Origin of the sequence: Microlunatus aurantiacus (assembly GCF_039536605.1) — a bacterium.
GTDB lineage: Bacteria > Actinomycetota > Actinomycetes > Propionibacteriales > Propionibacteriaceae > Microlunatus > Microlunatus aurantiacus.
The window spans coordinates 71,057-92,397 of record NZ_BAAAYX010000003.1 but is presented as its reverse complement, the minus strand read 5'-3'; the positions used below and the strand labels follow the sequence as shown (position 1 = coordinate 92,397).

General features: G+C 71.8%; 22 protein-coding genes. 10 read left to right on the top strand and 12 right to left on the bottom strand.

Annotation, left to right across the window (positions count from 1 at the left end):
* Nucleotide 1: 1 nt before the first annotated feature.
* The gene (locus ABD714_RS05930; protein WP_344811380.1) at nucleotides 2-604 is read left to right on the top strand and encodes a mycothiol-dependent nitroreductase Rv2466c family protein; all 603 of its coding nucleotides are present in this window, start codon (nucleotides 2-4) and stop codon (nucleotides 602-604) included.
* Nucleotides 605-754: 150 nt separating this feature from the next.
* On the top strand, nucleotides 755-1,312 hold the full coding sequence (locus tag ABD714_RS05925) for a flavin reductase family protein (RefSeq protein ID WP_344811379.1): 558 nt from the start codon (nucleotides 755-757) through the stop codon (nucleotides 1,310-1,312).
* A 13-nt stretch (nucleotides 1,313-1,325) separates the two neighbouring features.
* Here ABD714_RS05925 and ABD714_RS05920 read toward each other — a convergent pair whose 3' ends face one another.
* Both ABD714_RS05920 and ABD714_RS05915 read right to left on the bottom strand, forming a co-directional pair.
* Nucleotides 1,326-4,253 (bottom strand): response regulator, encoded by a 2,928-nt coding sequence (locus tag ABD714_RS05920; protein ID WP_344811378.1) that lies wholly within the window; start codon nucleotides 4,251-4,253, stop codon nucleotides 1,326-1,328.
* Nucleotides 4,254-4,260: 7 nt separating this feature from the next.
* A complete protein-coding gene (locus tag ABD714_RS05915) occupies nucleotides 4,261-4,707 on the bottom strand; it encodes an Hpt domain-containing protein (protein WP_344811377.1) in 447 nt (148 codons plus the stop codon).
* A 326-nt stretch (nucleotides 4,708-5,033) separates the two neighbouring features.
* Here ABD714_RS05915 and ABD714_RS05910 point away from each other — a divergent pair, with 326 nt between their 5' ends.
* From ABD714_RS05910 to ABD714_RS05890, 5 genes are read left to right on the top strand one after another with little or no spacing between them, the layout of a single operon-like run.
* On the top strand, nucleotides 5,034-6,083 hold the full coding sequence (locus ABD714_RS05910; RefSeq protein ID WP_344811376.1) for a sulfate ABC transporter substrate-binding protein: 1,050 nt from the start codon (nucleotides 5,034-5,036) through the stop codon (nucleotides 6,081-6,083).
* A complete protein-coding gene (cysT, locus tag ABD714_RS05905) occupies nucleotides 6,080-6,952 on the top strand; it encodes a sulfate ABC transporter permease subunit CysT (protein ID WP_344811375.1) in 873 nt (290 codons plus the stop codon). Before ABD714_RS05910 ends, cysT begins: the two co-directional genes overlap by 4 nt.
* Nucleotides 6,945-7,823, top strand: a complete 879-nt coding sequence (locus ABD714_RS05900; protein ID WP_344811374.1) for a sulfate ABC transporter permease — start codon at nucleotides 6,945-6,947, stop codon at nucleotides 7,821-7,823. The genes cysT and ABD714_RS05900 overlap by 8 nt, the downstream gene beginning before the upstream one ends.
* Before the next feature lie 13 nt (nucleotides 7,824-7,836).
* Entirely contained in the window at nucleotides 7,837-8,853 is a 1,017-nt protein-coding gene (locus ABD714_RS05895) for a sulfate/molybdate ABC transporter ATP-binding protein (protein WP_344811373.1), read from the top strand.
* 55 nt (nucleotides 8,854-8,908) lie between these two features.
* Nucleotides 8,909-9,316, top strand: a complete 408-nt coding sequence (locus ABD714_RS05890; protein WP_344811372.1) for an Rrf2 family transcriptional regulator — start codon at nucleotides 8,909-8,911, stop codon at nucleotides 9,314-9,316.
* On the opposite strand, the gene ABD714_RS05885 is transcribed toward ABD714_RS05890, so the two are convergent.
* The 7 genes from ABD714_RS05885 to ABD714_RS05855 all read right to left on the bottom strand — a co-directional run bounded on the left by ABD714_RS05885 (nucleotide 9,304) and on the right by ABD714_RS05855 (nucleotide 15,456).
* On the bottom strand, nucleotides 9,304-10,386 hold the full coding sequence (locus ABD714_RS05885) for a sulfate/molybdate ABC transporter ATP-binding protein (RefSeq protein ID WP_344811371.1): 1,083 nt from the start codon (nucleotides 10,384-10,386) through the stop codon (nucleotides 9,304-9,306). The genes ABD714_RS05890 and ABD714_RS05885 overlap by 13 nt on opposite strands.
* On the bottom strand, nucleotides 10,383-11,186 hold the full coding sequence (locus tag ABD714_RS05880; RefSeq protein WP_344811370.1) for an ABC transporter permease: 804 nt from the start codon (nucleotides 11,184-11,186) through the stop codon (nucleotides 10,383-10,385). The genes ABD714_RS05885 and ABD714_RS05880 overlap by 4 nt, the downstream gene beginning before the upstream one ends.
* A gap of 39 nt (nucleotides 11,187-11,225) precedes the next feature.
* Entirely contained in the window at nucleotides 11,226-12,014 is a 789-nt protein-coding gene (gene modA, locus ABD714_RS05875) for a molybdate ABC transporter substrate-binding protein (RefSeq protein ID WP_344811369.1), read from the bottom strand.
* Nucleotides 12,011-12,415: a TOBE domain-containing protein gene (locus ABD714_RS05870; RefSeq protein ID WP_344811368.1), complete on the bottom strand. Its 405-nt coding sequence runs from the start codon at nucleotides 12,413-12,415 to the stop codon at nucleotides 12,011-12,013. The genes modA and ABD714_RS05870 overlap by 4 nt, the downstream gene beginning before the upstream one ends.
* A 64-nt stretch (nucleotides 12,416-12,479) precedes the next feature.
* Nucleotides 12,480-13,274 (bottom strand): isocitrate lyase/PEP mutase family protein, encoded by a 795-nt coding sequence (locus ABD714_RS05865; protein ID WP_344811367.1) that lies wholly within the window; start codon nucleotides 13,272-13,274, stop codon nucleotides 12,480-12,482.
* Nucleotides 13,275-13,362: 88 nt separating this feature from the next.
* Nucleotides 13,363-14,004, bottom strand: a complete 642-nt coding sequence (locus ABD714_RS05860; protein WP_344811366.1) for an NADPH-dependent F420 reductase — start codon at nucleotides 14,002-14,004, stop codon at nucleotides 13,363-13,365.
* Between the two features lie 180 nt (nucleotides 14,005-14,184).
* Nucleotides 14,185-15,456 (bottom strand): prolyl oligopeptidase family serine peptidase, encoded by a 1,272-nt coding sequence (locus tag ABD714_RS05855; protein ID WP_344811365.1) that lies wholly within the window; start codon nucleotides 15,454-15,456, stop codon nucleotides 14,185-14,187.
* 161 nt (nucleotides 15,457-15,617) lie between these two features.
* Here ABD714_RS05855 and ABD714_RS05850 point away from each other — a divergent pair, with 161 nt between their 5' ends.
* On the top strand, nucleotides 15,618-16,820 hold the full coding sequence (locus ABD714_RS05850; RefSeq protein ID WP_344811364.1) for an ROK family transcriptional regulator: 1,203 nt from the start codon (nucleotides 15,618-15,620) through the stop codon (nucleotides 16,818-16,820).
* 52 nt (nucleotides 16,821-16,872) lie between these two features.
* Here the strand turns inward: ABD714_RS05850 and ABD714_RS05845 are convergent, their stop codons facing one another.
* A complete protein-coding gene (locus ABD714_RS05845) occupies nucleotides 16,873-18,621 on the bottom strand; it encodes a phospholipase D family protein (protein ID WP_344811363.1) in 1,749 nt (582 codons plus the stop codon).
* Nucleotides 18,622-18,657: 36 nt separating this feature from the next.
* On the opposite strand from ABD714_RS05845, the gene ABD714_RS05840 reads away from it, so the two are divergent.
* Nucleotides 18,658-19,278 (top strand): hypothetical protein, encoded by a 621-nt coding sequence (locus ABD714_RS05840; protein WP_344811362.1) that lies wholly within the window; start codon nucleotides 18,658-18,660, stop codon nucleotides 19,276-19,278.
* 92 nt (nucleotides 19,279-19,370) lie between these two features.
* Entirely contained in the window at nucleotides 19,371-19,796 is a 426-nt protein-coding gene (gene arr / locus ABD714_RS05835; RefSeq protein WP_344811361.1) for an NAD(+)--rifampin ADP-ribosyltransferase, read from the top strand.
* A gap of 52 nt (nucleotides 19,797-19,848) precedes the next feature.
* On the opposite strand, the gene ABD714_RS05830 is transcribed toward arr, so the two are convergent.
* On the bottom strand, nucleotides 19,849-20,493 hold the full coding sequence (locus ABD714_RS05830) for a PepSY domain-containing protein (RefSeq protein ID WP_344811360.1): 645 nt from the start codon (nucleotides 20,491-20,493) through the stop codon (nucleotides 19,849-19,851).
* A 160-nt stretch (nucleotides 20,494-20,653) separates the two neighbouring features.
* The gene (locus ABD714_RS05825; RefSeq protein ID WP_344811359.1) at nucleotides 20,654-21,268 is read right to left on the bottom strand and encodes a DUF5701 family protein; all 615 of its coding nucleotides are present in this window, start codon (nucleotides 21,266-21,268) and stop codon (nucleotides 20,654-20,656) included.
* Nucleotides 21,269-21,341 lie beyond the last annotated feature (73 nt).

Genomic DNA, 21,341 nt, shown 5'->3' with positions numbered 1-21,341 from the left:
CATGACCACTGTTGACTTCTGGTTCGACCCGCTCTGCCCGTTCGCCTGGATCACGTCCAGGACGGTGCTCGAGGTCGAGAAGGTCCGCGACATCGAGGTGACCTGGCACATCATGAGCCTGGCCTACCTGAACGAGGACAAGGACATCTCCGACGAGTACCGCGAGGGGCTCAAGGACGCCTGGCGGCCGGTGCGCGTGGCCATGGCCGTGCAGCAGCAGCACGGGCAGCAGAAGCTGGCCGAGATCTACACCGCCCTCGGCACCCGGAAGCACACCCAGGGCGCCGAGAAGTTCGACCGCGAGCTGATCACCGCCGCCCTCGAGGAGGTGGGCCTGCCGGCGTCGCTGGCCGACGCGGCGGACGACTCCTCCCTCGACGACGCGATCCGCGCCTCCCACCACGAGGGGATGGACCAGGTCGGCTACGACGTGGGCACCCCGACCATCGCCATCGACGGGCAGGCCTTCTTCGGGCCGGTGCTGACCCGGATCGCCCGCGGTGAGGACGCCGGCCGGATCTGGGACGGGGCCGTCGCCCTGTCCTCCTTCCCCTACTTCGCCGAGCTCAAGCGCACCCGCCAGAAGGAGCTCTCCTTCGACTGAGCGGGCGGGAACGTCGATCCCGTCGGCCGCCGGTCCGGCGGGTGCGCCGGGATCGACGTCGGCCGATCTCGCCCCGTGAGGAGATGACATGAGTCCAGCGCCCTACCGAGAGCTCCAGGAGAACCCGACCATGACCGACCGGATCGCCTCGTGACCGAGGTGCTGTCCCGGGCCGGCGGCGGCCCGTCCGACCTGACGTCGATGTCCCCGGAGGAGTTCAAGACCCTCTTCCGGCAGCATCCCGCGGGAGTCGCGGTGATCACGCTGCGGCACCGCGACCGCCTCGTCGGTTTCACCGCCACCTCGGTCATCTCGGTGTCCGCCGACCCGCCGCTGATCGCCTTCTCGCTGGCGAGCGGCTCCGGCTCCTGGGGGCCGCTGGCCGAGGCGGAGACGGTCGTGGTCAACTTCCTGTCCGCCGAGCAGGTCGAGGTGTCGGCCCGCTTCGCCACCCGAGGGATCGACCGGTTCGCCGGCGGGGGGTGGTCGCTGCTGGAGACGGGGGAGCCGGTGCTCGACGACAGCCCACGCTGGATCCGGGCCGAGATCGTCCAGCGGACCCCGATCGGCTCGAGCCAGCTGGTGTGCCTGCGGGCGATCAGCTCGTCGCTGGACCACCCGGGCACGGTCGAGACGGATGCGCCCGTTCCGCCGCTGGTGTACCACGACCGCCTCTACCACCAGCTGGGCGACCACAGCGCCCTCTGAGCCCGCCACGTCCTCAGCGGCGGGCCCCTCCGGGGACCCAGCGGGCGAGGACGGCTTCCAGCTGGGCGCTGTCGATCGGCTTGGGCACGTACGCGTCCATGCCGGCGGCGAGACAGCGGGCCTCGTCACCGACCAGGGCTCCGGCCGTCATGGCGATCACCGGGGTGTGCCGGCGGCCACCCTCGCGGCGTCGGAGCTCTCCGGTGGCGGTGTAGCCGTCCATCTCCGGCATCTGGCAGTCCATCAGGACGGCGGCGTAGTCGGTCCGCCCCAGGGCATCCAGGGCCTCGTAGCCGGTGCCGGCGAGGTCGCACTCGAAGCCGAGGCGGTCGAGCAGCCCCCGCGCCACGAGCTGGTTGATCGCGTTGTCCTCCACGACGAGCACCCGGGCGTGACCCGGGGCGGGAGGGTCGGCGGCCGCGGGCGGGCCCTCGGGGTCGGGCTCCAGCACGGGCCGCAGCACCTCGGCGAGGCGGTCGTACAGCTGTGCCGACCGGACCGGCTTGTCGACGTACGCCGCGAGACCGGCGCCCGCGAGCCGGTCGGGGGTCACCTCGGTGGTGGTCAACAGCACCACCCGGGTGCCGGTCAGGGCCGGCGTGTCGTCGATCCGCCTGGCCAGCTCGAGCCCGTCCGTCCCCGGCATGGCCAGGTCCACCAGGGCCACGGCAAACGGTCTCCCGTGGTCGGCGGCCCGGAGCAGCAGGTCGAGGCCCGTCGCCGCGTCGGCGGCGAGCTGGGGGACCAGTCCCCACCCGGACAGCTGCGCCTGCAGGATCAGGCGGCTGGTCGTGTTGTCGTCGACCACCAGCACGGCTGTGCCCCCCCACGGCGGCGCCGGCGTTCGTGAGGGCGACGGCTCCGTGCTGGAGTCGCTGCGGGGGAGTCGGACGGTGAACCCGAAGCGGCTGCCGTCGCCGAGGCGGCTGTCGACCTGGAGCTCGCCCCCCATCGCCTCGACCAGGTCGCGGGAGATGGCCAGGCCGAGGCCGGTCCCGCCGAAGCGGCGGGTGCTGGAGCCGTCGACCTGCGTGAACGGTTCGAAGACGAGCTGCTGGTCGGAGGCGTCGATGCCGATCCCGGTGTCGGTGACCTCGAACCTCACCGCGACGGTCTCGGCTTCGCCCGGCGGCGTGCCGGGGTCGAACCCCGCGGAGAGCACGACCTCGCCCTGCTCGGTGAACTTGATCGCGTTCGAGACCAGGTTGATCAGCACCTGCCGGAGCCGGGACGGGTCGGCTCGCAGCCGGGCCTCGGCCCCGAGCCGGCTGCACGTGAGGAGCTCTAGGTCCTTGGCCTGGGCCTGCCGCGCGAGCAGCTCGGCCACGTCCTCGATCAGCTGGGTGACGTCGAGGTCGACGGTCTGCAGCTCCAGCCGGCCGGCCTCGATCTTGGAGAAGTCGAGGATGTCGTTGATGATCATCAGCAGCGCGTCGCCGGCGGTCTGCACCCCGGCGACGTACTGGCGCTGCCGGTCGTCCAGATCGCTGGCCTGCAACAGCTCGGCCAGACCGATGACGCCGTTCATCGGGGTCCGGATCTCGTGGCTCATGGTGGCCAGGAAAGCCGACTTGGCCCGCAACGCCGCCAGTGCGGTGTCCCTCGCCGCATGCAGCTCCAGGCTGGTCCGCTCGCGCTCGGCCACGATCGCGAGCTGGATCGCCACCTCCTCGCAGATGGCCCCTGCCTCGCTGCGGTCCACCTCGTTGCGGCTGACCTCGGTCGGGACCACGAACTCCAGCACGGCGACCACCTCGTCGCGGGAGAGCACGGGGACGGCGCACGCGCTCAGCGAGCCGACACCACCGGGAGGCCCCCCTCCGACGGACCACACCGTCGCGGCGTCGGCGACCGCGGCCGCGGCGTACGCGCTGATCTCGCCCAGCCCTGGCATCGCGCGGGACAGCTCAGGGGGGCGCTCCGCGTCGGCCGGCTCGGTCGTCCCCTGGGGCCGCTGCCAGCCCCCGGTCGGCACCGGGGTCCGCTCCGGACCGGACACCAGGTGGACCCGACCCGCCGGCCAACGGAGGTGGCGGCACAGCTCCTGCACGCTCATCAGCGCCACCTCCCTCAGGGTCTGCGCCTCGTTGGCCGCGGCCGCCATGGTCTGCAGCAGCCGGTGGCGCGACCTGGCCCGACGCAGCCGGTCCTCGGTCTCCTTGTAGGCCGTGATGTCGAGGGCGGTGCCGCGCATCCGCACCGGCGCACCGGTCCCGTCGGTCAGCACCTCGCCGGCCGTCCGCACCCACACGGCCCGGTCCCGGCCCGGCACCAGGATCCGTTGCTCGAACTCGAACCCCGGCTGCCCGTGGAGACAGGCCTGGATGACCTCGGCCGTGCGCTCCCGGTCCTCGGGGTGCACCAGCTCCAGGTAGGCGGGCAGGGTGCCGGCGAACTCGCCCGGTCGGAGCTCGAAGATCCGGTAGAGCTCGTCGGACCACGTGAGGTGGTCCGTCCCGACGACCCACTCCCAGCTGCCCAGGCGAGCAACCCGCTGGGCCTCGGCCAGCTGCTCCTCGCGCCGACGGAGCGCCTCATCGAGACGGCGGCGGTCGGTGATGTCGTTCACGAACGCGATCAGGCCCCGCAGGGTGCCGTCCTGGTCCAGCCACGGGCTGTGGCTCACCACCGTCCACACGGCTTCCCCGTCGCGTCGCAGCAGCAGGCACTCCGCGGACTCGGTGGTCCCGCCCTCCGCCCGTTGCCGGGCCAGGAACGCCGCTCCCTGCTCGCGACCCTGCTCGTCGAGGACGTCGAGCAGCGAGCGGGCCGTCATCTCCGGCACGGAGTAGTCCAGCATCTGCGCCATCCGGAGGTTGACGTACGCGGTCCGGCCGTCGAGGTCGAACACCCAGATCCCCTCGTTGCCGCACTCCACGATCTGGTGGTACATCGAGGTCACCTGCACGGAGGGCGCGATCACCGGCACCGGGTCGAGCATCGTGGCCTCACCCGGTTCCGCCGTCGGGGCCGGCGCCCAGTGACCGCCGGTAGTCGCTCAGCACAGCCGCGAGCCTGTCGTACTCGTGTCGCAGATCCGTCGTCGCGGTCGTCAGCCGGTCGTCCCGATCGAGCCGGGCGGGAGCCTCCGCGTGGTCGGGACGGCCGGGGTGGTCCGGACGGTCGGGGTGGTCCGGGGCCGTCTCCAGCCGCAGGCACACGTCGGCCAACCGGTCACCGCCGAGGGTTGCGGTGCTGCCGCGCAGCTTGTGGGCCAGGGCCCGTCGACGTGGTGGATCGTCGTACGCGACCGCCGTCTCGATCTGGCCGACCAGCTCGGCCGCCTGGACGAGGTAGAGACCGATCAGCTCGCCCAGCAGGCCGGGACCGCTGTCGCCGAGCTGGCGGCGCAGTGACTCCACCGTCGCGGCTTGGAAGACCGCTGTCGGGCTCATCGACCGGCCGTCGGTGCGACGTGCGTGTGGCGGGGAAGGTGCCCTGAGATCAGGGGTGCCATGCTGCGATCCTCTCCCCCCGAGGGACAGTTTCGAGGCTCAGCATAAAGCCCGCCTGCCGTCCGCGTCCCGTGCCGTCGGATGTGGCGTCCGCGTCCCTGAGGCGTCGTCGGTGCGCCTGACCTGCCCCCCGTCCCGGTGGGGACGGCGAACCGCAGCGTCTCATTTTCCGAGACGGCGTCTCAACAGCCTTCGCTTTCTCCCTATTCTCTGGCGAACTACTAGGAATTAGAGGCGCTTCGCCTCTCTCGATGTTGGGGGATGTCATGTCAACTCCGTTCTCGCGCCGCCAGGTGCTGCGCGCCGCGGCCGGACTGGTGGCGGTGGGGGTCGTCTCCACACTCGGTGGCTGCGTCGGCGGCTCGGCCGCACCCGCCGGCGGCTCGGACACGACCACGCTGCACCTGGTCGGTTTCGCCGTCCCGAAGGAGGCGAACAACGCGATCCAGAAGAAGTTCGCCGAGACCCCGGAGGGCAAGGGTGTGGTCTGGGAGGAGTCCTACGGGGCGTCCGGCGACCAGAGCCGCGCGGTGGTCAACGGGCTCAAGGCCGACTACGTCAACTTCTCCCTCGAGGGCGACGTGACCCGGCTGGTCAAGGCGGGTCTGGTCGCCGACGACTGGAACGCCGGGCCCACCAAGGGCATCGTCTCGGACTCGGTGGTGGTCATCGTGGTGCCCAAGGGCAACCCGCTGGGGATCAAGGGGTGGGACGACCTCACCAAGGACGGCGTCAAGATCATCACCCCGAACCCGGCCTCGTCGGGTTCGGCCCGGTGGAACATCCTGGCGGCCTACCAGCAGGTGATCGCCGACGGCGGGAGCGAGGCCGACGCCAAGGCCTACCTGACGAAGTTCTTCGGCAACGTCGCCGCCCTGCCCGGCAGCGGTCGCGACGCCACCAACGCGTTCCTCGAGGGTGCGGGCAACGTGCTGATCTCGTACGAGAACGAGGCCATCCTGGCGCGGCAGTCGGGCGAGGACTTCGACTACATCGTGCCCGACGCCACGCTCAAGATCGAGAACCCGGGGGCGGTGCTCGAGGACGCCGACCCCAAGGCCAAGACCTACTTGGACTTCGTGCTGAGCACGGCCGGCCAGGAGGAGTTCGTCGCGAAGGGCTTCCGCTCGGTGAACGCGGAGACGCCGGTCGGCACCGTCGAGGGCGCCAACGACCCGGCCAACCCCTTCCCGGTCCCGGCCAAGCTCTTCACCATCGCCGACCTGGGGGGCTGGACCGCGGTCAACACCACGTTCTTCGAGGAGAAGACCGGCATCGTTCCCGAGATCCAGAAGGCCACAGGCAAGTCGCAGTGACCGCGCCCGCCCTCACCCCCCTGGTCGAGCGGCCGGGGGAGACCCCTCCGCCGGCCGGTCGACGGCGGAGGCGACGCACATCGACCTCCCTGACCCCGGTGGCCGGCCTCGGTCTCGGCGTGGCGATGATCTGGTTCAGCCTGCTCGTGCTGATCCCGCTGATCGCGATCCTGGTCCAGGCCTCCGAGGGGGGGTGGGCGGCGTACTGGCAGGCGCTCACCAGCGAGCAGACCGCGGCGGCGCTCCGGTTGACCGTCACCCAGGCCTTCCTGGTGACGCTGGTCAACATCGTGATGGGCACTGCGATCGCCTGGGTGCTGGTGCGCGACCGGTTCCGCGGCAAGCAGGTCCTCGAGGTCGTGATCGACATCCCGTTCGCCCTGCCGACGATCGTCGCCGGGATGGTGCTGCTGAGCCTGTACGGGCCGTCCAGCCCGTTGGGCGTGGACTGGGCGAACACCCGGGTGGCCGTGTTCCTGGCGTTCCTGTTCGTCACGCTGCCGTTCGTGGTGCGGACGGTGCAGCCCGTGCTGGCCGAGCTCGAGCCCGAGGTGGAGGAGGCGGCGGCGTCCCTCGGCGCCTCGCGCTTCACCACGTTCCGGACGCTGATCCTCCCGTCCCTCGCGCCGGCCATCACCTCCGGTGCCGCGCTCAGCTTCGCCCGCGGCATCAGCGAGTACGGGTCGCTGGTGCTGCTGTCGGGCAACCTGCCGTACTCGACCGAGGTGGCCTCGGTCCGCATCCTGTCCTACGTCGAGGGTGACAAGCTGACCGATGCGGCCGCGGTCGCCTCGATCCTGCTGGTGGTCGCTCTGGTCGTGATCGTCGCGCTCGACATGATCTCGCGAAGGGTCGCCCGACATGGCTGACACCCGCCCCGCCCGCGCGGTCGCCGCACCGCGCGGCAAGGTGATCACCGTGCGGAGCCGTTCGCCGTTCCGGTGGGCACTGCGCGCGCTGGTGATCGGTTACCTCTTCTTCCTGGTGATCTGGCCGGTGGCGCTGGTGGCCCGAGCGACGTTCTCCCGCGGCCTCGCTCCGGTGCTGGAGGCTCTCCGTCAGCCGGACGTGATCTTCGCGTTCCAGCTGACGCTGTCGATCGCCTTCTGGGCCGTGGTGATCAACACCGTCTTCGGGGTGATCATCTCGCTGCTGCTCAGCCGCTACACCTTCCCGGGTCGGCGGGCCCTGTCGGCCCTGGTCGACCTGCCGCTGTCGGTGTCGCCGATCGTGGTGGGTCTGGCTCTGCTGCTGGTCTACAGCGGACGCACCGGCTGGTTCGGTCAGTCGCTGGAGTCGGCGGGGTTGCAGGTGATCTACGCCCCGCCGGGGATGATCCTGGCCACCGCGTTCGTGAGTCTCCCGCTGGTCATCCGGGAGCTCGTCCCGGTGCTCAACGAGATCGGCACCGACGCCGAGCAGGCGGCCCGCAGTCTCGGCGCCTCACCGCTGCAGTCGTTCCTGCGCATCACCCTGCCGTCGATCAAGTGGGCGCTGCTCTACGGCGTGGTGCTCAGCCTGGCCCGCTCACTCGGCGAGTTCGGTGCGGTCAAGATCGTCTCCGGCGGTGTGGCCATGCGGACCCAGTCGGCCACTCTGCTGGTCGAGGAGCGCTACCAGCAGTTCGGGCCCGACAACACCACCACCGCCTACACCGCGGCCTTCATCCTGGCCCTGATCGCCGTCATCGCCCTCGTGGTCGTGACCAGCCTGCGTCCCAAGGAGGACTCCCCCCGATGAACGAGGTAGAGAAGTGAGCATCAACGTCCGTGGCGTGGGCAAGCGCTTCGGCGACTTCGTCGCCCTGTCCGACATCGACCTCGAGATCCCGTCCGGTCAGCTGACCGCACTGCTCGGTCCCAGCGGCGGCGGCAAGTCGACGCTGCTGCGGATCATCGCCGGGCTGGAGCTGTCCGACGTCGGCACGGTCGAGATCGAAGGCAACGACGCGACCCGGCTGCCGGCGCAGAAGCGCAACGTCGGCTTCGTCTTCCAGCACTACGCCGCGTTCCGCCACATGAGCGTGGCCGACAACGTGGGCTTCGGGCTCAAGATCAGGAAGCGCCCCAAGCGCGAGATCGCGGCCAAGGTCGACGAGCTGCTGTCGCTGGTCCACCTGTCGCAGTTCGCCGACCGGCTGCCGTCCCAGCTGTCCGGTGGTCAGCGCCAGCGGATGGCGCTGGCGCGGGCGCTGGCCATCGAGCCGTCGGTGCTGTTGCTCGACGAGCCGTTCGGCGCGCTCGACGCGAAGGTCCGCAAGGAGCTGCGGGCCTGGTTGCGCCGTCTCCACGACGAGGTGCACGTCACCACCGTGTTCGTCACCCATGATCAGGAGGAGGCCCTCGAGGTCGCCGACCAGATCGTGGTGATCAACAACGGCCGGATCGAGCAGGTCGGCACCCCCGACGAGCTCTACGACGCCCCGGCGTCGGAGTTCGTGATGAGCTTCCTCGGCCCGGTCACCCTGCTCGACGGGTCGCTGGTCCGGCCCCACGACATCGAGGTGGTGACCGTCCCGTTCCCGGGGGCCCACGCCGGCCACATCCTCCGCGCCAGCCGCGTCGGCTTCGAGGTCCGGCTGGAGATCGGTCTCGCCGGCGACGCGTCGTCGACGCCGGTCCTGGTCACGTTGACCCGGGCGGAGGCCACGGCGAAGCAGCTCGAGGAGGGCCAGTCGGTGTGGATCAAGGCGGTCGCCGGCGCCTCGCAGATCGCGACCGCTGCCGACCGCCCGGCCACGACCGCCGTGCCGTCACCTGTGCCCAGCTGACCCCGGGGGCCCCCGACCCTGGGACCACAGGCCGCCGACACGATGGAGGAGAAGCATGATGCACCGGGTCGCTCGGGTCGACCACGCCATCAGTGCCGCTCTGGTGCTGCCCGAGCCCGGTGAGCGGCCGGTCCCCGGCGCCGCGCTGGCCGACGAGCTCGGGCTGTCCTACCCGTACCTGATGACGATCATCGACCCGCTCAAGAGGGCCGGACTCGCCCGGGTCCGCCGAGGGCCGCAGGGCGGGCTGTCCCTGGCCAGACGCCCCGACGAGATCACCCTCGCCGACGTCATCTGGGCCGTGGACGCTCCCCTCCCCATCGACCAGGCCTTCCCGGCGAGCAGGAACCGGGAAGCCGAGCGGCTGCCCCGTCTGTGGGCGATCGCACACGAAGCGGTGTTCGCGGTGTTCGCGCAGGTGGCGCTGGCCGAGATGCGCAGGCCCGACGATCAGGTCGGATAGAGGGTGACCGAGGCCGCCTTCACGGTGTAGAAGGCGCGTCCGCCGGGGTAGAGGTCGAGCTCGCCGACCGCGGCGGGGGTGACGTCGGCGGTGAGCGACTCACCCTCGGCGGTGAGGGCGCGGACCCGGACCTGGTCGCCACGGGGCTCGAGCTCGGTGATGGTCACGGCGAAGACGTTGCGCGGGCTGCCGTGCGGCGGGCTGAGGTAGACCGACACGGCGTTCGGTGAGAAGACCGCGGTGGCCGGCTCGCCCGGAGCCAGGGGAGTCCGGGCCACGCCTCCGACGGACGGTCCCCCCTGCCTCGGCCGGAGGCCGCCGTCCCCGGCGGTGCCACCGACCAGGTTGAGCCCGGCGAGCCGGGCGGTGAACGCGCTGGTGGGGTGGCGGAGCACCTCGGCGGTCGGGCCCTGCTCGATCACCTGGCCCTCGTTCAGCACGACGATGCGGTTGCTGAGCAGCACCGCGTCCAGCAGGTCGTGGGTGACGATCAGGGCCGACCGCTCGGCGAGCACGTCGCGGAGCATCCGGCGCAGCAGGGGTGCCACCGTGACGTCCAGCGCGGCGAACGGCTCGTCGAGCAGCAGCACCCGGGGCTCGGCGGCCACGGCCCGCGCCACGGCGACCCGTTGGGCCTGACCGCCGGAGAGCTGGCCGGGCCGGCGGTCGGCCAGCGCTGCGGCGTCGACCGCGCTCAACCACCGCCGAGCCTGCTCCCGAGCGGTCGTCCGGGACGCTCCGGCGGCACGCGGCCCGAACGCGACGTTCTCCAGCACGGTGAGGTTCGGGAACAGCAGCGGGTCCTGGGCGAGCAGGGCGACGCGACGCGTGTGCGGCGGCCGCCACCGGCCCTGGCGTCCGGCGACGTCGAACAGCAGCGAGCCGTCCAGCTCGGCGCGCCCCCGGTCGGGTCGCAGGGTCCCGGCCAGCACCGACAGCAGCGTCGACTTGCCCGCGCCGTTGGGTCCCAGCACGGCGAGCCGGTCGCCGGCGGCGAGGTGGATCTCGACGGCGAACCCCCGCTCAGCGACCTCTGCGGTCAGGGAGACGGTCGCGCCGGCGGCGCTCATCCGGTGGCCGCCGTCCGGCGTACGCCCTGGGACAGTCCGACCACCAGGATCGCCACCGCCACCAGGACCAGTGAGAGGGCGACAGCGGTGTCGGCGTCGGTCTCCCGCTGCAGGTAGATCTCCAGCGGCAGGGTACGGGTGACTCCCTGCAGGCTTCCGGCGAAGGTGAGAGTGGCGCCGAACTCGCCGAGCGAGCGGGCGAACGACAGCACCGCGCCGGACAGCAGCCCCGGCAGGACGAGCGGCAGGGTGACACGACGCAGCACCAGGGTGGGACGGGCGCCCAGGGTGGCGGCGACCACCTCGTAGCGGCTGCCGACCGCGCGCAGGGTGCCTTCCAACGAGACCACCAGGAAGGGGAGCGAGACGAACGTCTGCGCCAGCACCACGGCTGTGGTGCTGAAGGCGATCTGCAGACCCAGCACCTCCAGGCTCTGACCGAGCAGACCCCGACGGCCGAAGGTGTAGAGCAGTGCGATGCCCCCCACCACCGGCGGCAGCACCAGGGGCAGCAGCGTCAGGGCCCGCAGCAGCCGCTGTCCTGGGAACCGGGCCCGGGCCAGCACCAGCGCCATCGGGACCCCGAGCAGCAGGCACAGACCGGTCGAGACGATCGAGGTCTGCAGGCTCAGGCGCAGGGCGGCCAACGAGGACGGGCTGGTGATCAGCTGTCCGAAGCGGGACCAGTCCACCCGGGTGATCATGGCGACCAGGGGCAAGATCACGAAGACGGCTCCCAGAGCCGCGGGGACGTAGATCCAGCGCGGGACCCCGTCGTACGAGGGCGGGGTCACCGGCACCGAGACGCGCCTGCGCCGATGATCATGCGGAGCGCACGGTCAGGGCCTGCCGAAGCCGGCGGCGGCGAGGACCTGCTGGCCGTCGGCGCCGGTGACCTGGTCGACGAACTGCTGCGCCAGCGCGGCCTCCTCGCTGCCGGACAGCACGGCGATCGGGTAGATGTTGACGGCTTCGCCGGACTCGGGGAAGGCGATGCCGGTGACCTTGTCGCCCGCGCCCCGGACGTCGGTCCGGTAGACCAGCCCCGCGTCGGCTTCACCGGAGGTCACCTTGTTGAGCACATCGGTGACGGAGTTCTCCTCGCTGACGGGGGAGAGGTCCACCGTGGTGGCGGTCTCGACCCTCTGGGTGGCGGCACCGCACGGGACCTGGGGGGCGCAGACCACGACTGTGACGCCGTCGCGCGCCAGGTCGGCGAAAGACGTGATCTTGGCCGGGTTGTCCGGCGGCACGGCGATCTCGAGGGTGTTCGAGGCGAACGCGACCGGGTCGCCCTGCACCAGCTCGTCGCCGGCCGCCTTGTCCATGTTGCTGGTGTCGGCGGACGCGAAGACGTCTGCGGGCGCGCCCTGCTGGAGCTGGGTGACCAGGGCGGAGGACCCGCCGAAGCTGAAGGTGACGGTGGTCTCGGCGTGGGTGGCCTCGAACCGGGTGCCGAGCTCGGTGAACGTGTTCGTCAGTGAGGCGGCGGCGAACACCGTGAGCGTCCGGGTCGCGGCCGGTGCCGACCCGCTCGTGGAGCCGGACGGCTCCGCGGTGGTGCTGCAGCCGGCGCCGACGAGCAGCAGCGCCGTCGCTGCGGCCGCGAGGACCCGTCGCCGGTTCACGAGTCTCCCTGCGGTGTCTCGACGATGACGGTGGTGGACTTGACGACGGCGACGGCGACCGAGCCGAGCTCCAGGCCCAGCTCCCGGACGGCCTCGCTGCTCATCAGCGACACGACACGGAAGGGGCCGCACTGCAGCTCGACCTGCGCCATGACCTTGTCGGTGACGATGTCGGTGACCAGCCCGACGAACCGGTTCCGCGCCGATCTCTCCACCTGCGAGGGGTCGGCCATCGGGGTGGCGTGGCTCCGGGCGAACATGGCCAGGACGTAGCCGTCGACCACCTTCCGGTTGCTGGCGTCGAGCTGCGAGGGCAGCTGCCCCGAGTCGATCCAGCGCCTGACCGTGTCGTCGCTCACGCTCAGGTAGGCGGCAGCATCCCTGATCCGTATCTGCGGCACGCCGAGAACCCTACAGCAGCAGAATCGGCGGTTGCGGCCGTCCTGCGCCTTGTTCGCGAATGGGTCAGTTGAGGGCCCGGGCGCCCGCAGGCAGACCGCCGCCGGCCTGGACGGCCTCGACCAGCTCGGCCAGTGCGGTCAGGGCGACCCGCTGCGACCACGGACCGTACGAGACGCGGCCGACTCCGAGCTCGGTCACCCGGGCCAGCGAGACGCTGCCGGGCACACCGATCAGCGTCAGCCGCTGCGGACCGAACGCCTCGGCCAGGTGAGCGATCTGGGCCTCGTCGAGCAGCCCGGGCACGAAGACCACGGGAGCGCCGGCCTCGAGATAGGCCCGGCCCCGCTCGGTGGCGTCCGCCAGCACCTCGGCGGGGTCGCGGTCGCCGGCCCGGACGAAGGCGTCGGTGCGGGCGTTCAGGACGAAGTCGGGGACCCCTTCCGCGGCAGCCGCGGCCATGATCGCCGCGACCTGCGCGGTGGCCTCGGGCAGGGGCTTCAGCTGGTCCTCGATGTTGGCGCCCACCACGCCGACCCCGATGGCTCGGCGGACCGTCTCCGCCGCGTCGCCGTAGCCGCCTTCGAGGTCGGCCGTCACCGGCAGGTCGACGGCGGCCACGATCCGCCGGCACTCCTCGATCATCTCGGCCACGGGGATGTTCTCCCCGTCCTCGTAACCGCGGGAGGCGGCGATCGAGTGGCTCGCCGTCGCCAACGCGGTGGTGCCCGGCAACCCGGCCACCACGGTCGCGGAGATGACGTCCCACACGTTGACCACGGTCAACAGCTCCGGGGCGGTGTGCAGGCGGAGCAGCTCGGAGGCGCGGTCGGCGGTGTCAGTCCTGGCGGTCTCGGTCATGTGCCCGAGCATGCCAGCCGCGCTCCGAGGTCCCGGCGCGCGGGTCAGACCGGTGGGTGGGACCGTGCCAGGGGTCAGACCGGGTCTGTCAGACCGTGCGAGGAGCCTTGGCCAGGTTCTCGCGCAGCTCGGCGGCGTTCTGGCGCGCGCCGTAGGCCGGGCGGTCACGCTCGACCCGCCAGGACTCGCTCAGCGGGCCGACGTTGACCGTGTCGAAGCCGAGGGCGTCGTAGAAGTCAGTGACGAACGCCACAGCTTCCGCGTCGTCGCCCGCCGTGGCCAGAGCGCGGCGGTCGGGGTCGCCGGCGGGAGCGCCGTCGGTGGTGATGTCGGCGGCCATGATGTGGTTGAACGCCTTGACCACCTTGGAGGTCGGCAGGTGCTCCTGCAGCAGCCCGCTGGTGGTCGCCCGGCCCTCGTCGAGCGCGGCGATGCGGCCGTCGCGCTCCCAGTAGTAGTTGTTCGTGTCGAGCACGATCTTGCCGGCGAGCGGTTCGACCGGGACGTCGCGGTAGGCGTGCAGCGGCACCGTGACGACGGCGATGTCGGCGGCCTCGGCCGCTTCCTGCGCGGTCGCCGCGCGCGCTGTGTGGCCGAGCTCGGCGACGAGGTCGGCGAGAGTCTCCGGACCGCGCGAGTTCGCGATCACGACGTCGTACCCCTGCTCGACGGCGGCCCGCGCCACCTGGCTGCCGATGTGTCCTGCTCCGATGATGCCGATGGTTGTCATAGTCGGGTCAACGTCGGCCGCGGCCGGCTATTCCACCCGCTGTCGGGCCTGGACGGCGGACGGGACCACCCCGGTCGCCGAGAGCCGTCGCTGCCGGAAACCCGTGCGCCGCCGAGCCACGTACGGTGACTCGGCGGCGACAGGTTGAGGTCCGGTCGGGTCACCGGACTCCGGCTTCGGTCAGTTCCGCTGGGAGGCCATCCACTGCCAGATCCGGGTCCCGCGGAGGCGCGGATCGTTGCGGGCCACGTAGATCCAGGACCAGTGGCCGTTGAACTTGTAGTTGTTCCACACGACCTCGTCGTAGAGGGTGAGCTCGGCGTCGGGGATGAGCTGGGAGGCGAGCACGGTGTTGGGCTCCGGAGCCACCGTCCCGTCGTCCTTGGAGGTGACCAGCCAGGTCGGGGTGGTGATCTTCGTCAGCTGGGCGTCGGTGATCAACCGCTCGCCGCCGGGCCGGAAGGCCTGGACGACACCGCAGATCGGCACCGCAGAGGCGAACAGGTCGCGGTACTCGGAGATCATCTTCAGGGTCATGTAGCCACCGTTGCTGCAGCCCACCACGTGGATCCGGTCCCGGTCGATCGGGTGCCGCCGAGCCACCTCCTCGATGATCTCCTTGATCTGGGGCGCGAAGCGGGGTCCGTCCTCGATCCAGTACGACGGGCTCTGCGGGGCGACCACGTAGGCGCCGCCGAAGATGCGCTGCCCCTCCGGGGTGGCGAACCCGAGCGCGCCGCGGTTGGCCCGCAGGGTCGACTCGTTGTCGTAGTAGCCCTTGGAGAGCGCACCGCCCTCGCCCCCACCGTGCAGCCAGACGATCAGCGGCCGCTTCCGACCCTTGCCGCCGTGGCCGCGGTCGGGGGAGTAGAGCCGGTACTTCATGTCCGAGCGTGAGATCCCGTAGTCGAAGGCGTCGACCTCCGGGCTGGACAGCTCGCCCTGCTCGAACCCGGAGATGGTGACCCGGCCCCGGCCACGGACGGACAGCGGGCGGTTCTGGGTGATCGTGTACGTCAGGTCGAGCTGCACGTTGCGGCCCAGGCTGACGATGTAGCCGAGGGTCCCGCCGCCGACCTGCCCCTCGCCGTGCGCGAGGTCGAGCACGATGTCGCCGCGCCGGTTCACCCGCGCCGCGGTCACGGGGCGATCGAGGTCGTACTCGCTGAAGATCAGGTCACCGGCGGCCAGCGGGATCGGGCTGCTGGCCTTGGCGTGCACCGTGAAGGTGCCGGTGGTGAGGCTGGCCGGGTCGATGCGGCCGAGGCGCGAGGCGTCCAGCGTCACCGAGGTGATCTGCTCACCGCCGTCGAGCACCTCGGCGTCCAGGGTGAAGCGGACGGTGCCCTTGGGTCGGCCGGCGGCCTGCGCGGCCACCCCGGGCAGGGACAGTCCGGCGGCGGTGGCGCCGGCGGCGGCCAGGATCGTACGGCGACGGATCGGTTCGGTCATCGAGACTCCTTTGTTCGACGGATCGGCGCGCACTGGTGGCGTCCGGAGCACAGCCGGTCGCATCACTGAACGACGATGAGGTGATCGGCAGTCAACTACTGGCCGCCGAGTTATGTCAATACCCTTGACGAAAGGTCCGGGCGACTCGCTACGATCACGGGATGCCCGAGAGCGGCGAGGACGGTCGAGGTCGCGATGCGCTGCCGGTCGACTCGGGCATCGTGCGGGACGTCAACGCCAGGAGACTCCTGGGCGTTCTGCGTGATCATGGTCCGGCCACCCAGCCCGAGCTCGTCCGCCGCACCGGGCTGGCTCGACCGACGGTCGCCGCGATCGTGCGGGACCTGCTGGCCCGCGGGGCGGTGGTCGACGCGGGCGTCGACCGCGGCGCCACCGGGCGGCCGGCCATGCTGCTGGCGTTCGACCCGCGGTGGGCCACCGTGGCCGTGTGCCGGGTGCTGCCGCACGTCCTGGACGTCGTGGTCGCCGACAGCGCCGGGACCGAGCTGGGCCGTCTCCAGCGGGAGCATCCCGGCAGCGTCGGTCCGGGCCTGGACGTCCTCGCCGAGATGATCACCAGCCTGTCGGCGGGGCTTCGCGTGCCGCGGCCCGCCGCCGCCACCGTGCTGCTGGGTGCCCGGGTGGACCCGACCACCGGAGCCGGGGCCGCCGCCGCGTTCGGTGGTGGGGCACCGGTCACGGTGGGGGAGCTGGCCGAGCGGCTGGCTCTCCCTGTCGTCGTGCTGAACCCGGCGGCGTCGGCGGCTCTCGGCGTCGCCCGTGGCGGGCGTCACCGCGACGCGGTGGTGGTCTTCCTGGACCACGGGATCGGCCTCGGCATCGTCAGCGCCGGCCGGGTGCTCACGGGAGCCAGCGGCGGCACCGGCGAGCTCGGGCACTGCCGACTTCCGGGCCGCGACCAGGTCTGCGCGTGCGGTCGGGTGGGCTGCCTGGAGACGGTGTCCGCGGGTTGGGCCATCCGACGGCGCGTCAGTGGTCTGCTCCGCCGGCCCGACGATCACGCCACGTTGGTCGAGCTCGAGGGCCTCGGGGACGAGCGGGTCGACGCGGTGCTGGACGAGGCGGCCTGGCACCTGGGCGTGGCCGGGAGCTGGGTGGTCAACCTGCTCGACCCGACCACGGTGCTGCTCGGCGGCAGCCCGTTCGCGGCGGGGGCGTCGCGGTTCCTGGCGACCTTCGCCACCGCCGTCCGGGAGAACTCCGTGGCCGACAACGTCAGCGACCTCCGCATCGACTTCGCCGGCGACCGCGCCGATGTCGAGGGCGCCGTCTGCGCCGCTCTGGACCTGCTGCCCTTCGGCTCCCCCGGTGCGCCGGTGGCCCGCATCCGGCCCGACCGGTGAGCCCGGACCGGAGATCCTGTCTCGGCGACAGGCGTCGCCGGAGCTCCCTGCCTCAGTAGGACCGACGACGACGCAGAACCCGCGGGCGACCGTCCGGGTCGTGCAGCGTCCGGTAGACCGGGGCGGCCCAGGCGCGGGTCAGGGGGGTCAGCCGGACCCGGTGCAGGGCCCGCAGCCGGCCCGGCGGTCGTTGCCCGTCCGGGCGGCCCTGGTCGTGCCACTCCTGGAGAGCGGCCGCCGAGGAGGCGTACGCGGAGAACATGGCGGCCGGGTCGACGCAGTCGGCCATCAGCTCCAGCAGGTCGTGGTCGTCGAGAGCCTCATCGCGGTCGGTCGGCGAGGTGGTCGGTCCCGGGGCCCGACCGGAGGCGAGCAACGAGACATCGCCCGGGTAGTCGTCCGGGCCGAGCTGTCGGTCCAGGTGCTCGGCGGCGAGGGCGAGGCGCAGGCGTCGTGCGTACGCGCTGTGGTCACCGCCGGCAGCGTCGACGACGACGGCGGAGAGCTCGGAGTCGTGGGTCCAGGACCGGCGGTTGAAGTTGTCCGAGCCGATCGTGGCCCACCAGTCGTCGATCACGCAGACCTTCGCGTGCACGTAGACCGGCCACCCCTGGTGGTTCTCGATGCCGTAGATCGCCACCCGGTCGCCACCCGCCTCCAGCAGCTGGCTGACCACGTCGTGCCGACCCAGCTCCTGCGGCACCCGGGACAGCGGCGCGGACTGGTCGGGCAGGTGCGGTAGCACCGCGATCACCCGCAGCTCCGGCCGGTGGCGCAGCGCGTCGGCGAAGGTGGCGGCGATCTCGGTGGACCACAGGTACTGGTCCTCGACGTAGATCAGCCGTTCGGCCCGCTCCAGCGCCTTGGTGTAGCCCCGGGCCACGCTCCGCTCGCCGCCGCGGGCGAACGGGTAGTCCCGGCCGTGACGCAGGTTGGGATAGGTGCGCAGCAGCTGCACGAGGTGCGTCCCCCCGGGCACGGTCGGAGGGGGCGGAGCCTGGACCGGGAGGGGGTCGGGGGACAGGTCGTTGCCGGCCAGCCGGTCACGCCACTGGTGGAACGGGTTGCGGCTCAGCGGCGTCGGATCCAGCCAGCGCTCGCGGAAGACGGTCTCCACGTCGTGGACCGCTGGTCCGGAGATGGCCGCCTGGATGTCGTGCCAGGCGGGGGTGTCGCCGTAGGCCGCGGCCATCGGCAGGCCCTGCGGGTCGCCGTGGTGGCGGGCGTCATCGCGCCGGGCGTGGCACAGGTCGATGCCGCCGACGAAGGCGATGTCGTCGGCGGGGCGGCCGGCGTAGCGGATGACCACGAGCTTCTGGTGGTGGGAGCCGCCGGTACGGACCCGCATGTCCAACAGGGCCTCGGCGCCGTCGGCCTGCAGCCGCTCGCCGGTCTGCCGGTTCGCCCCGGCGGAGAACGAGAGCTTGTCCCAGTGGGAGCGCCAGATCAGCCCGCGGACGTCGACACCGCGGCGGTCGGCGGCGCCGAGCACCTTCACCACCGTCGACTCCGGGTCGTCGGTCAGCTGCTCGTCGGGATCGCCGCGCCAGTCGGTGAAGAAGATCAGGTCACCGGCCCGGGTCTCCTCGATCCGGGCGTGCAGCTCGGCGAAGTAGGTGGCGCCGTGCACCAGGGGGCGGACGTGGTTGCCCGCTGACCAGGCCCGGTCGCCGGGGTGCTGGTCGTCCAGCACCGTCTGGGGGTTCGCCCGCTCGGTCTTGGTCAGCAGCCAGTCGAGTGCGAGCCGGTCGAGCTCGGGTGCCGCGCGTACGACGGGTCCGGACCCGGAATGAGGGGGCACGGGCTCACTGTAGAGCGGGTCGTAGGGTCAGCGACCATGACCTTCCCCGCAGGCATCTACGCGCAACGCCGGGTGCGGATGCTCGGCCAGCTGGCGTCGGACCTGTTCGTGCTGCTCTGGGTCGTGCTCTGGTGGTTCGTCGGGCGCGCCACCGAACGCACCGTCGACGCCATCGCCACACCGGCGCGACGTTCCGGCGACGCCGCGCGTCAGCTGCGGGACCAGATCCAGGAGGCCGCCGAGCAGACGAGTCGGGTGCCCGGGCTGGGAGCGGAGCTGCGCAAGCCGTTCGACGGCGCGGTCCTCTCCCTGCAGGACGTCATCTCGGCGGCCGACCAGCAGGTCGCCTCGGTGGAGCGGGCCGGACTGCTGCTGGGCTGGCTGGTGTTCCTGATCCCGGCGGTGCTGCTGCTGGTGATCTGGCTGCCGGTCCGGGTGCGGTTCTTCCTGCGGGCCAGGGCTGCGCAACGGTTCCTGGACGCCGAGGCCGATCTGGACCTCTTCGCGCTGCGGGCCATGGTCGCCCAGCCGATGCACGTCATCGCCAGGATCAGCGACGACCCCGTGGCCGCCTGGCGTCGCGGCGACCGCGAGGTGATCCACGCCCTGGCCACGGTCGAGCTGCGACGGAGCGGACTCAACCCACCGCCGCTGTAGGGCTGGTGCGCTTTGTGCGTGCCTGCGCCCGAGATGTTCGGAAGCCGACGACGACGGGTGCGCGACGGGTTCTGCTGGGGCAGGATCGGGTTATGAGCACTTCCGACGCCACAGCTGTCGAGGATCCCGGGCCGTTCTTCCACGGCACCCGCGCCGACCTCACCCCGGGAGACCGGCTGGAAGCCGGCCACAGCTCCAACTACGGTGAGCGGAAGCGCGCCAACTTCCTCTACCTGACGGCCACGTTGGACGCGGCCACCTGGGGTGCGGAGCTCGCCGTCGGGGCCGGGCCGGGCCGGATCTACCGGGTCGAGCCGACCGGACCGATCGAGAACGACCCGAACCTGACCGACCAGAGGTTCCCCGGGAACCCGACCCGGTCCTACCGCACCCGCGATCCGCTGCGCGTCCTGGCCGAGGTGCCGGACTGGGAAGGCCACCCGCCCGAGGTCTTGCAGCAGATGCGGGATCATCTCGCCGAGCTCGAACGGCAGGGGATCGAGGCCATCAACGAGTGAGATCAGTTCTCAACGAGTGAGATCGGTCTCGACGGGCAGATCGGGGTCTGTGTCAGTCGTCGATCCGGTTGCTGATCACGTCACCGTTGTCGGCGTCGATCTGGACCGATCGCTGCTCGGACCCGGTCCGGACGTCAGCCTCCCAGACGATGCTGCGGTTGTCGAGGTCCAGGCTGAGCTCGTTGATCTGGCCGCCGTCCACCTCACCCTCGACGGCCTTGACGGCCTCTCCGACGTCGACCTTCACCCCGGCGAGCTGCTCGTTCTCGGTGCGGTCATCCGCATCGGGACGGTCGTCGGTGGGTCCGCTGACGATCGACTCACCGGCGGGATCGGTCCGCAGCTGCTGCTCGTCGCCGTCGGCGGTCACCACGTGGACCTCCCAGCCGTTCCGCTCGGCCTCGACCGAGACGACCGTGCCGTCCGAGATCTCCTTGGCGGCCAGGGCGGCGGCGGCCAGCAGCGCGTCGTTGCCCTGCGTCTGCGTGGTCGCCGACGGGGAGGCGTCGGCGCTGGACGCGGAAGCGCTCGGGGACGGCGTGGCGGCCGACGGGGACGTGGCGTCCGAGGAGCTGGTCACGGGCGGCGGGGCGGCCGCGGGCTCGGACGGTCCCGAGCAGGCGGAGAGCGTGATCATGGCTGCGGCGGCAGCCGTCAGGGCCAGCGGGCGGCTCAGGGTGCGGAAGGCGATGGTCATGAAGGGACTCCTGGATGTCGTGGTGCTTCGTTGAAGTGCCTTCAGTTCACCGTGCCCAGATGATGAGTTCGTGTGGTCAGCATGAGACGTTTGCCATCCTCGGCGGTCGGCACGACGGCCCTGCTCAGACGGCCAGGCCCGGCTCAGCCCCCCACTCGGCTCAGGCGCTCCGGCGCTGCGCGGAGGCGAATCCGAGCCAGGTGTGCCGGTTACCGGCCCAGCACCAGCCGACCTTCGGGGCGCCCCGCCGGTGCCGCCCGTCGCGGCCCGTGCCCCCGCTGATCCAGACCGCCGGTGTCCGGGCGTCGAGTCGCCGACCCACCGGTCGACGGGAGCCGATGGTCATGAAGCAGTGGTTGGGCTCGAGCCGGTCCGGCTCCTGCAGCAGCCAGCTCAGACCTTCGCCGATGGTGAGCGGGGTGCGCCCGCGGGCCAGGATGGCCGGCAGGGCCTCGTCCGGACTGGCGTTGCGCAGCTCGTCGCCCCGCTCCACGCCGTGCAGCAGGTACACCGGCTGATCGGGGATCGTGACCCCGGTGGCGGGGACGAACTCCTCGAGATCCGTCAGGTCCTCGACCACGAAACCCTCCTGGTCCTGCCGCCGCAGCAGAGGGGTGAGAAGCCGGGCGGGAACGAGTCGGGGGTGGATGGCCAGCACCGCCGTCGGCTCGTCGGCCAGTGACGCGACGTGGCCGGAGAGCTCCCGGGCGGAGATGCCGGCGAGGTCGGCCACCCCCAGCGCGAGCAGTCGGCGCAGCTGGTCGGCCAGGCTCACAGTCGTTCTCCGAAGGTCGTGACGGTTAGATCCCGTACAGTGTACGGAGCACGCGAGGTACACCCGCGCGCCT

Coding starts and splice junctions, on each gene's coding strand:
- ABD714_RS05830 (WP_344811360.1), bottom strand. CDS start 20,493: ATGACCATCGCCTTCCGCACCCTGAGCCGCCCGCTGGCCCTGACGGCT.
- ABD714_RS05920 (WP_344811378.1), bottom strand. CDS start 4,253: ATGCTCGACCCGGTGCCGGTGATCGCGCCCTCCGTGCAGGTGACCTCG.
- ABD714_RS05930 (WP_344811380.1), top strand. CDS start 2: ATGACCACTGTTGACTTCTGGTTCGACCCGCTCTGCCCGTTCGCCTGG.
- ABD714_RS05915 (WP_344811377.1), bottom strand. CDS start 4,707: ATGAGCCCGACAGCGGTCTTCCAAGCCGCGACGGTGGAGTCACTGCGC.
- ABD714_RS05860 (WP_344811366.1), bottom strand. CDS start 14,004: ATGACAACCATCGGCATCATCGGAGCAGGACACATCGGCAGCCAGGTG.
- ABD714_RS05850 (WP_344811364.1), top strand. CDS start 15,618: ATGCCCGAGAGCGGCGAGGACGGTCGAGGTCGCGATGCGCTGCCGGTC.
- ABD714_RS05840 (WP_344811362.1), top strand. CDS start 18,658: ATGACCTTCCCCGCAGGCATCTACGCGCAACGCCGGGTGCGGATGCTC.
- ABD714_RS05900 (WP_344811374.1), top strand. CDS start 6,945: ATGGCTGACACCCGCCCCGCCCGCGCGGTCGCCGCACCGCGCGGCAAG.
- ABD714_RS05890 (WP_344811372.1), top strand. CDS start 8,909: ATGATGCACCGGGTCGCTCGGGTCGACCACGCCATCAGTGCCGCTCTG.
- ABD714_RS05910 (WP_344811376.1), top strand. CDS start 5,034: ATGTCAACTCCGTTCTCGCGCCGCCAGGTGCTGCGCGCCGCGGCCGGA.
- arr (WP_344811361.1), top strand. CDS start 19,371: ATGAGCACTTCCGACGCCACAGCTGTCGAGGATCCCGGGCCGTTCTTC.
- ABD714_RS05865 (WP_344811367.1), bottom strand. CDS start 13,274: ATGACCGAGACCGCCAGGACTGACACCGCCGACCGCGCCTCCGAGCTG.
- ABD714_RS05855 (WP_344811365.1), bottom strand. CDS start 15,456: ATGACCGAACCGATCCGTCGCCGTACGATCCTGGCCGCCGCCGGCGCC.
- ABD714_RS05885 (WP_344811371.1), bottom strand. CDS start 10,386: ATGAGCGCCGCCGGCGCGACCGTCTCCCTGACCGCAGAGGTCGCTGAG.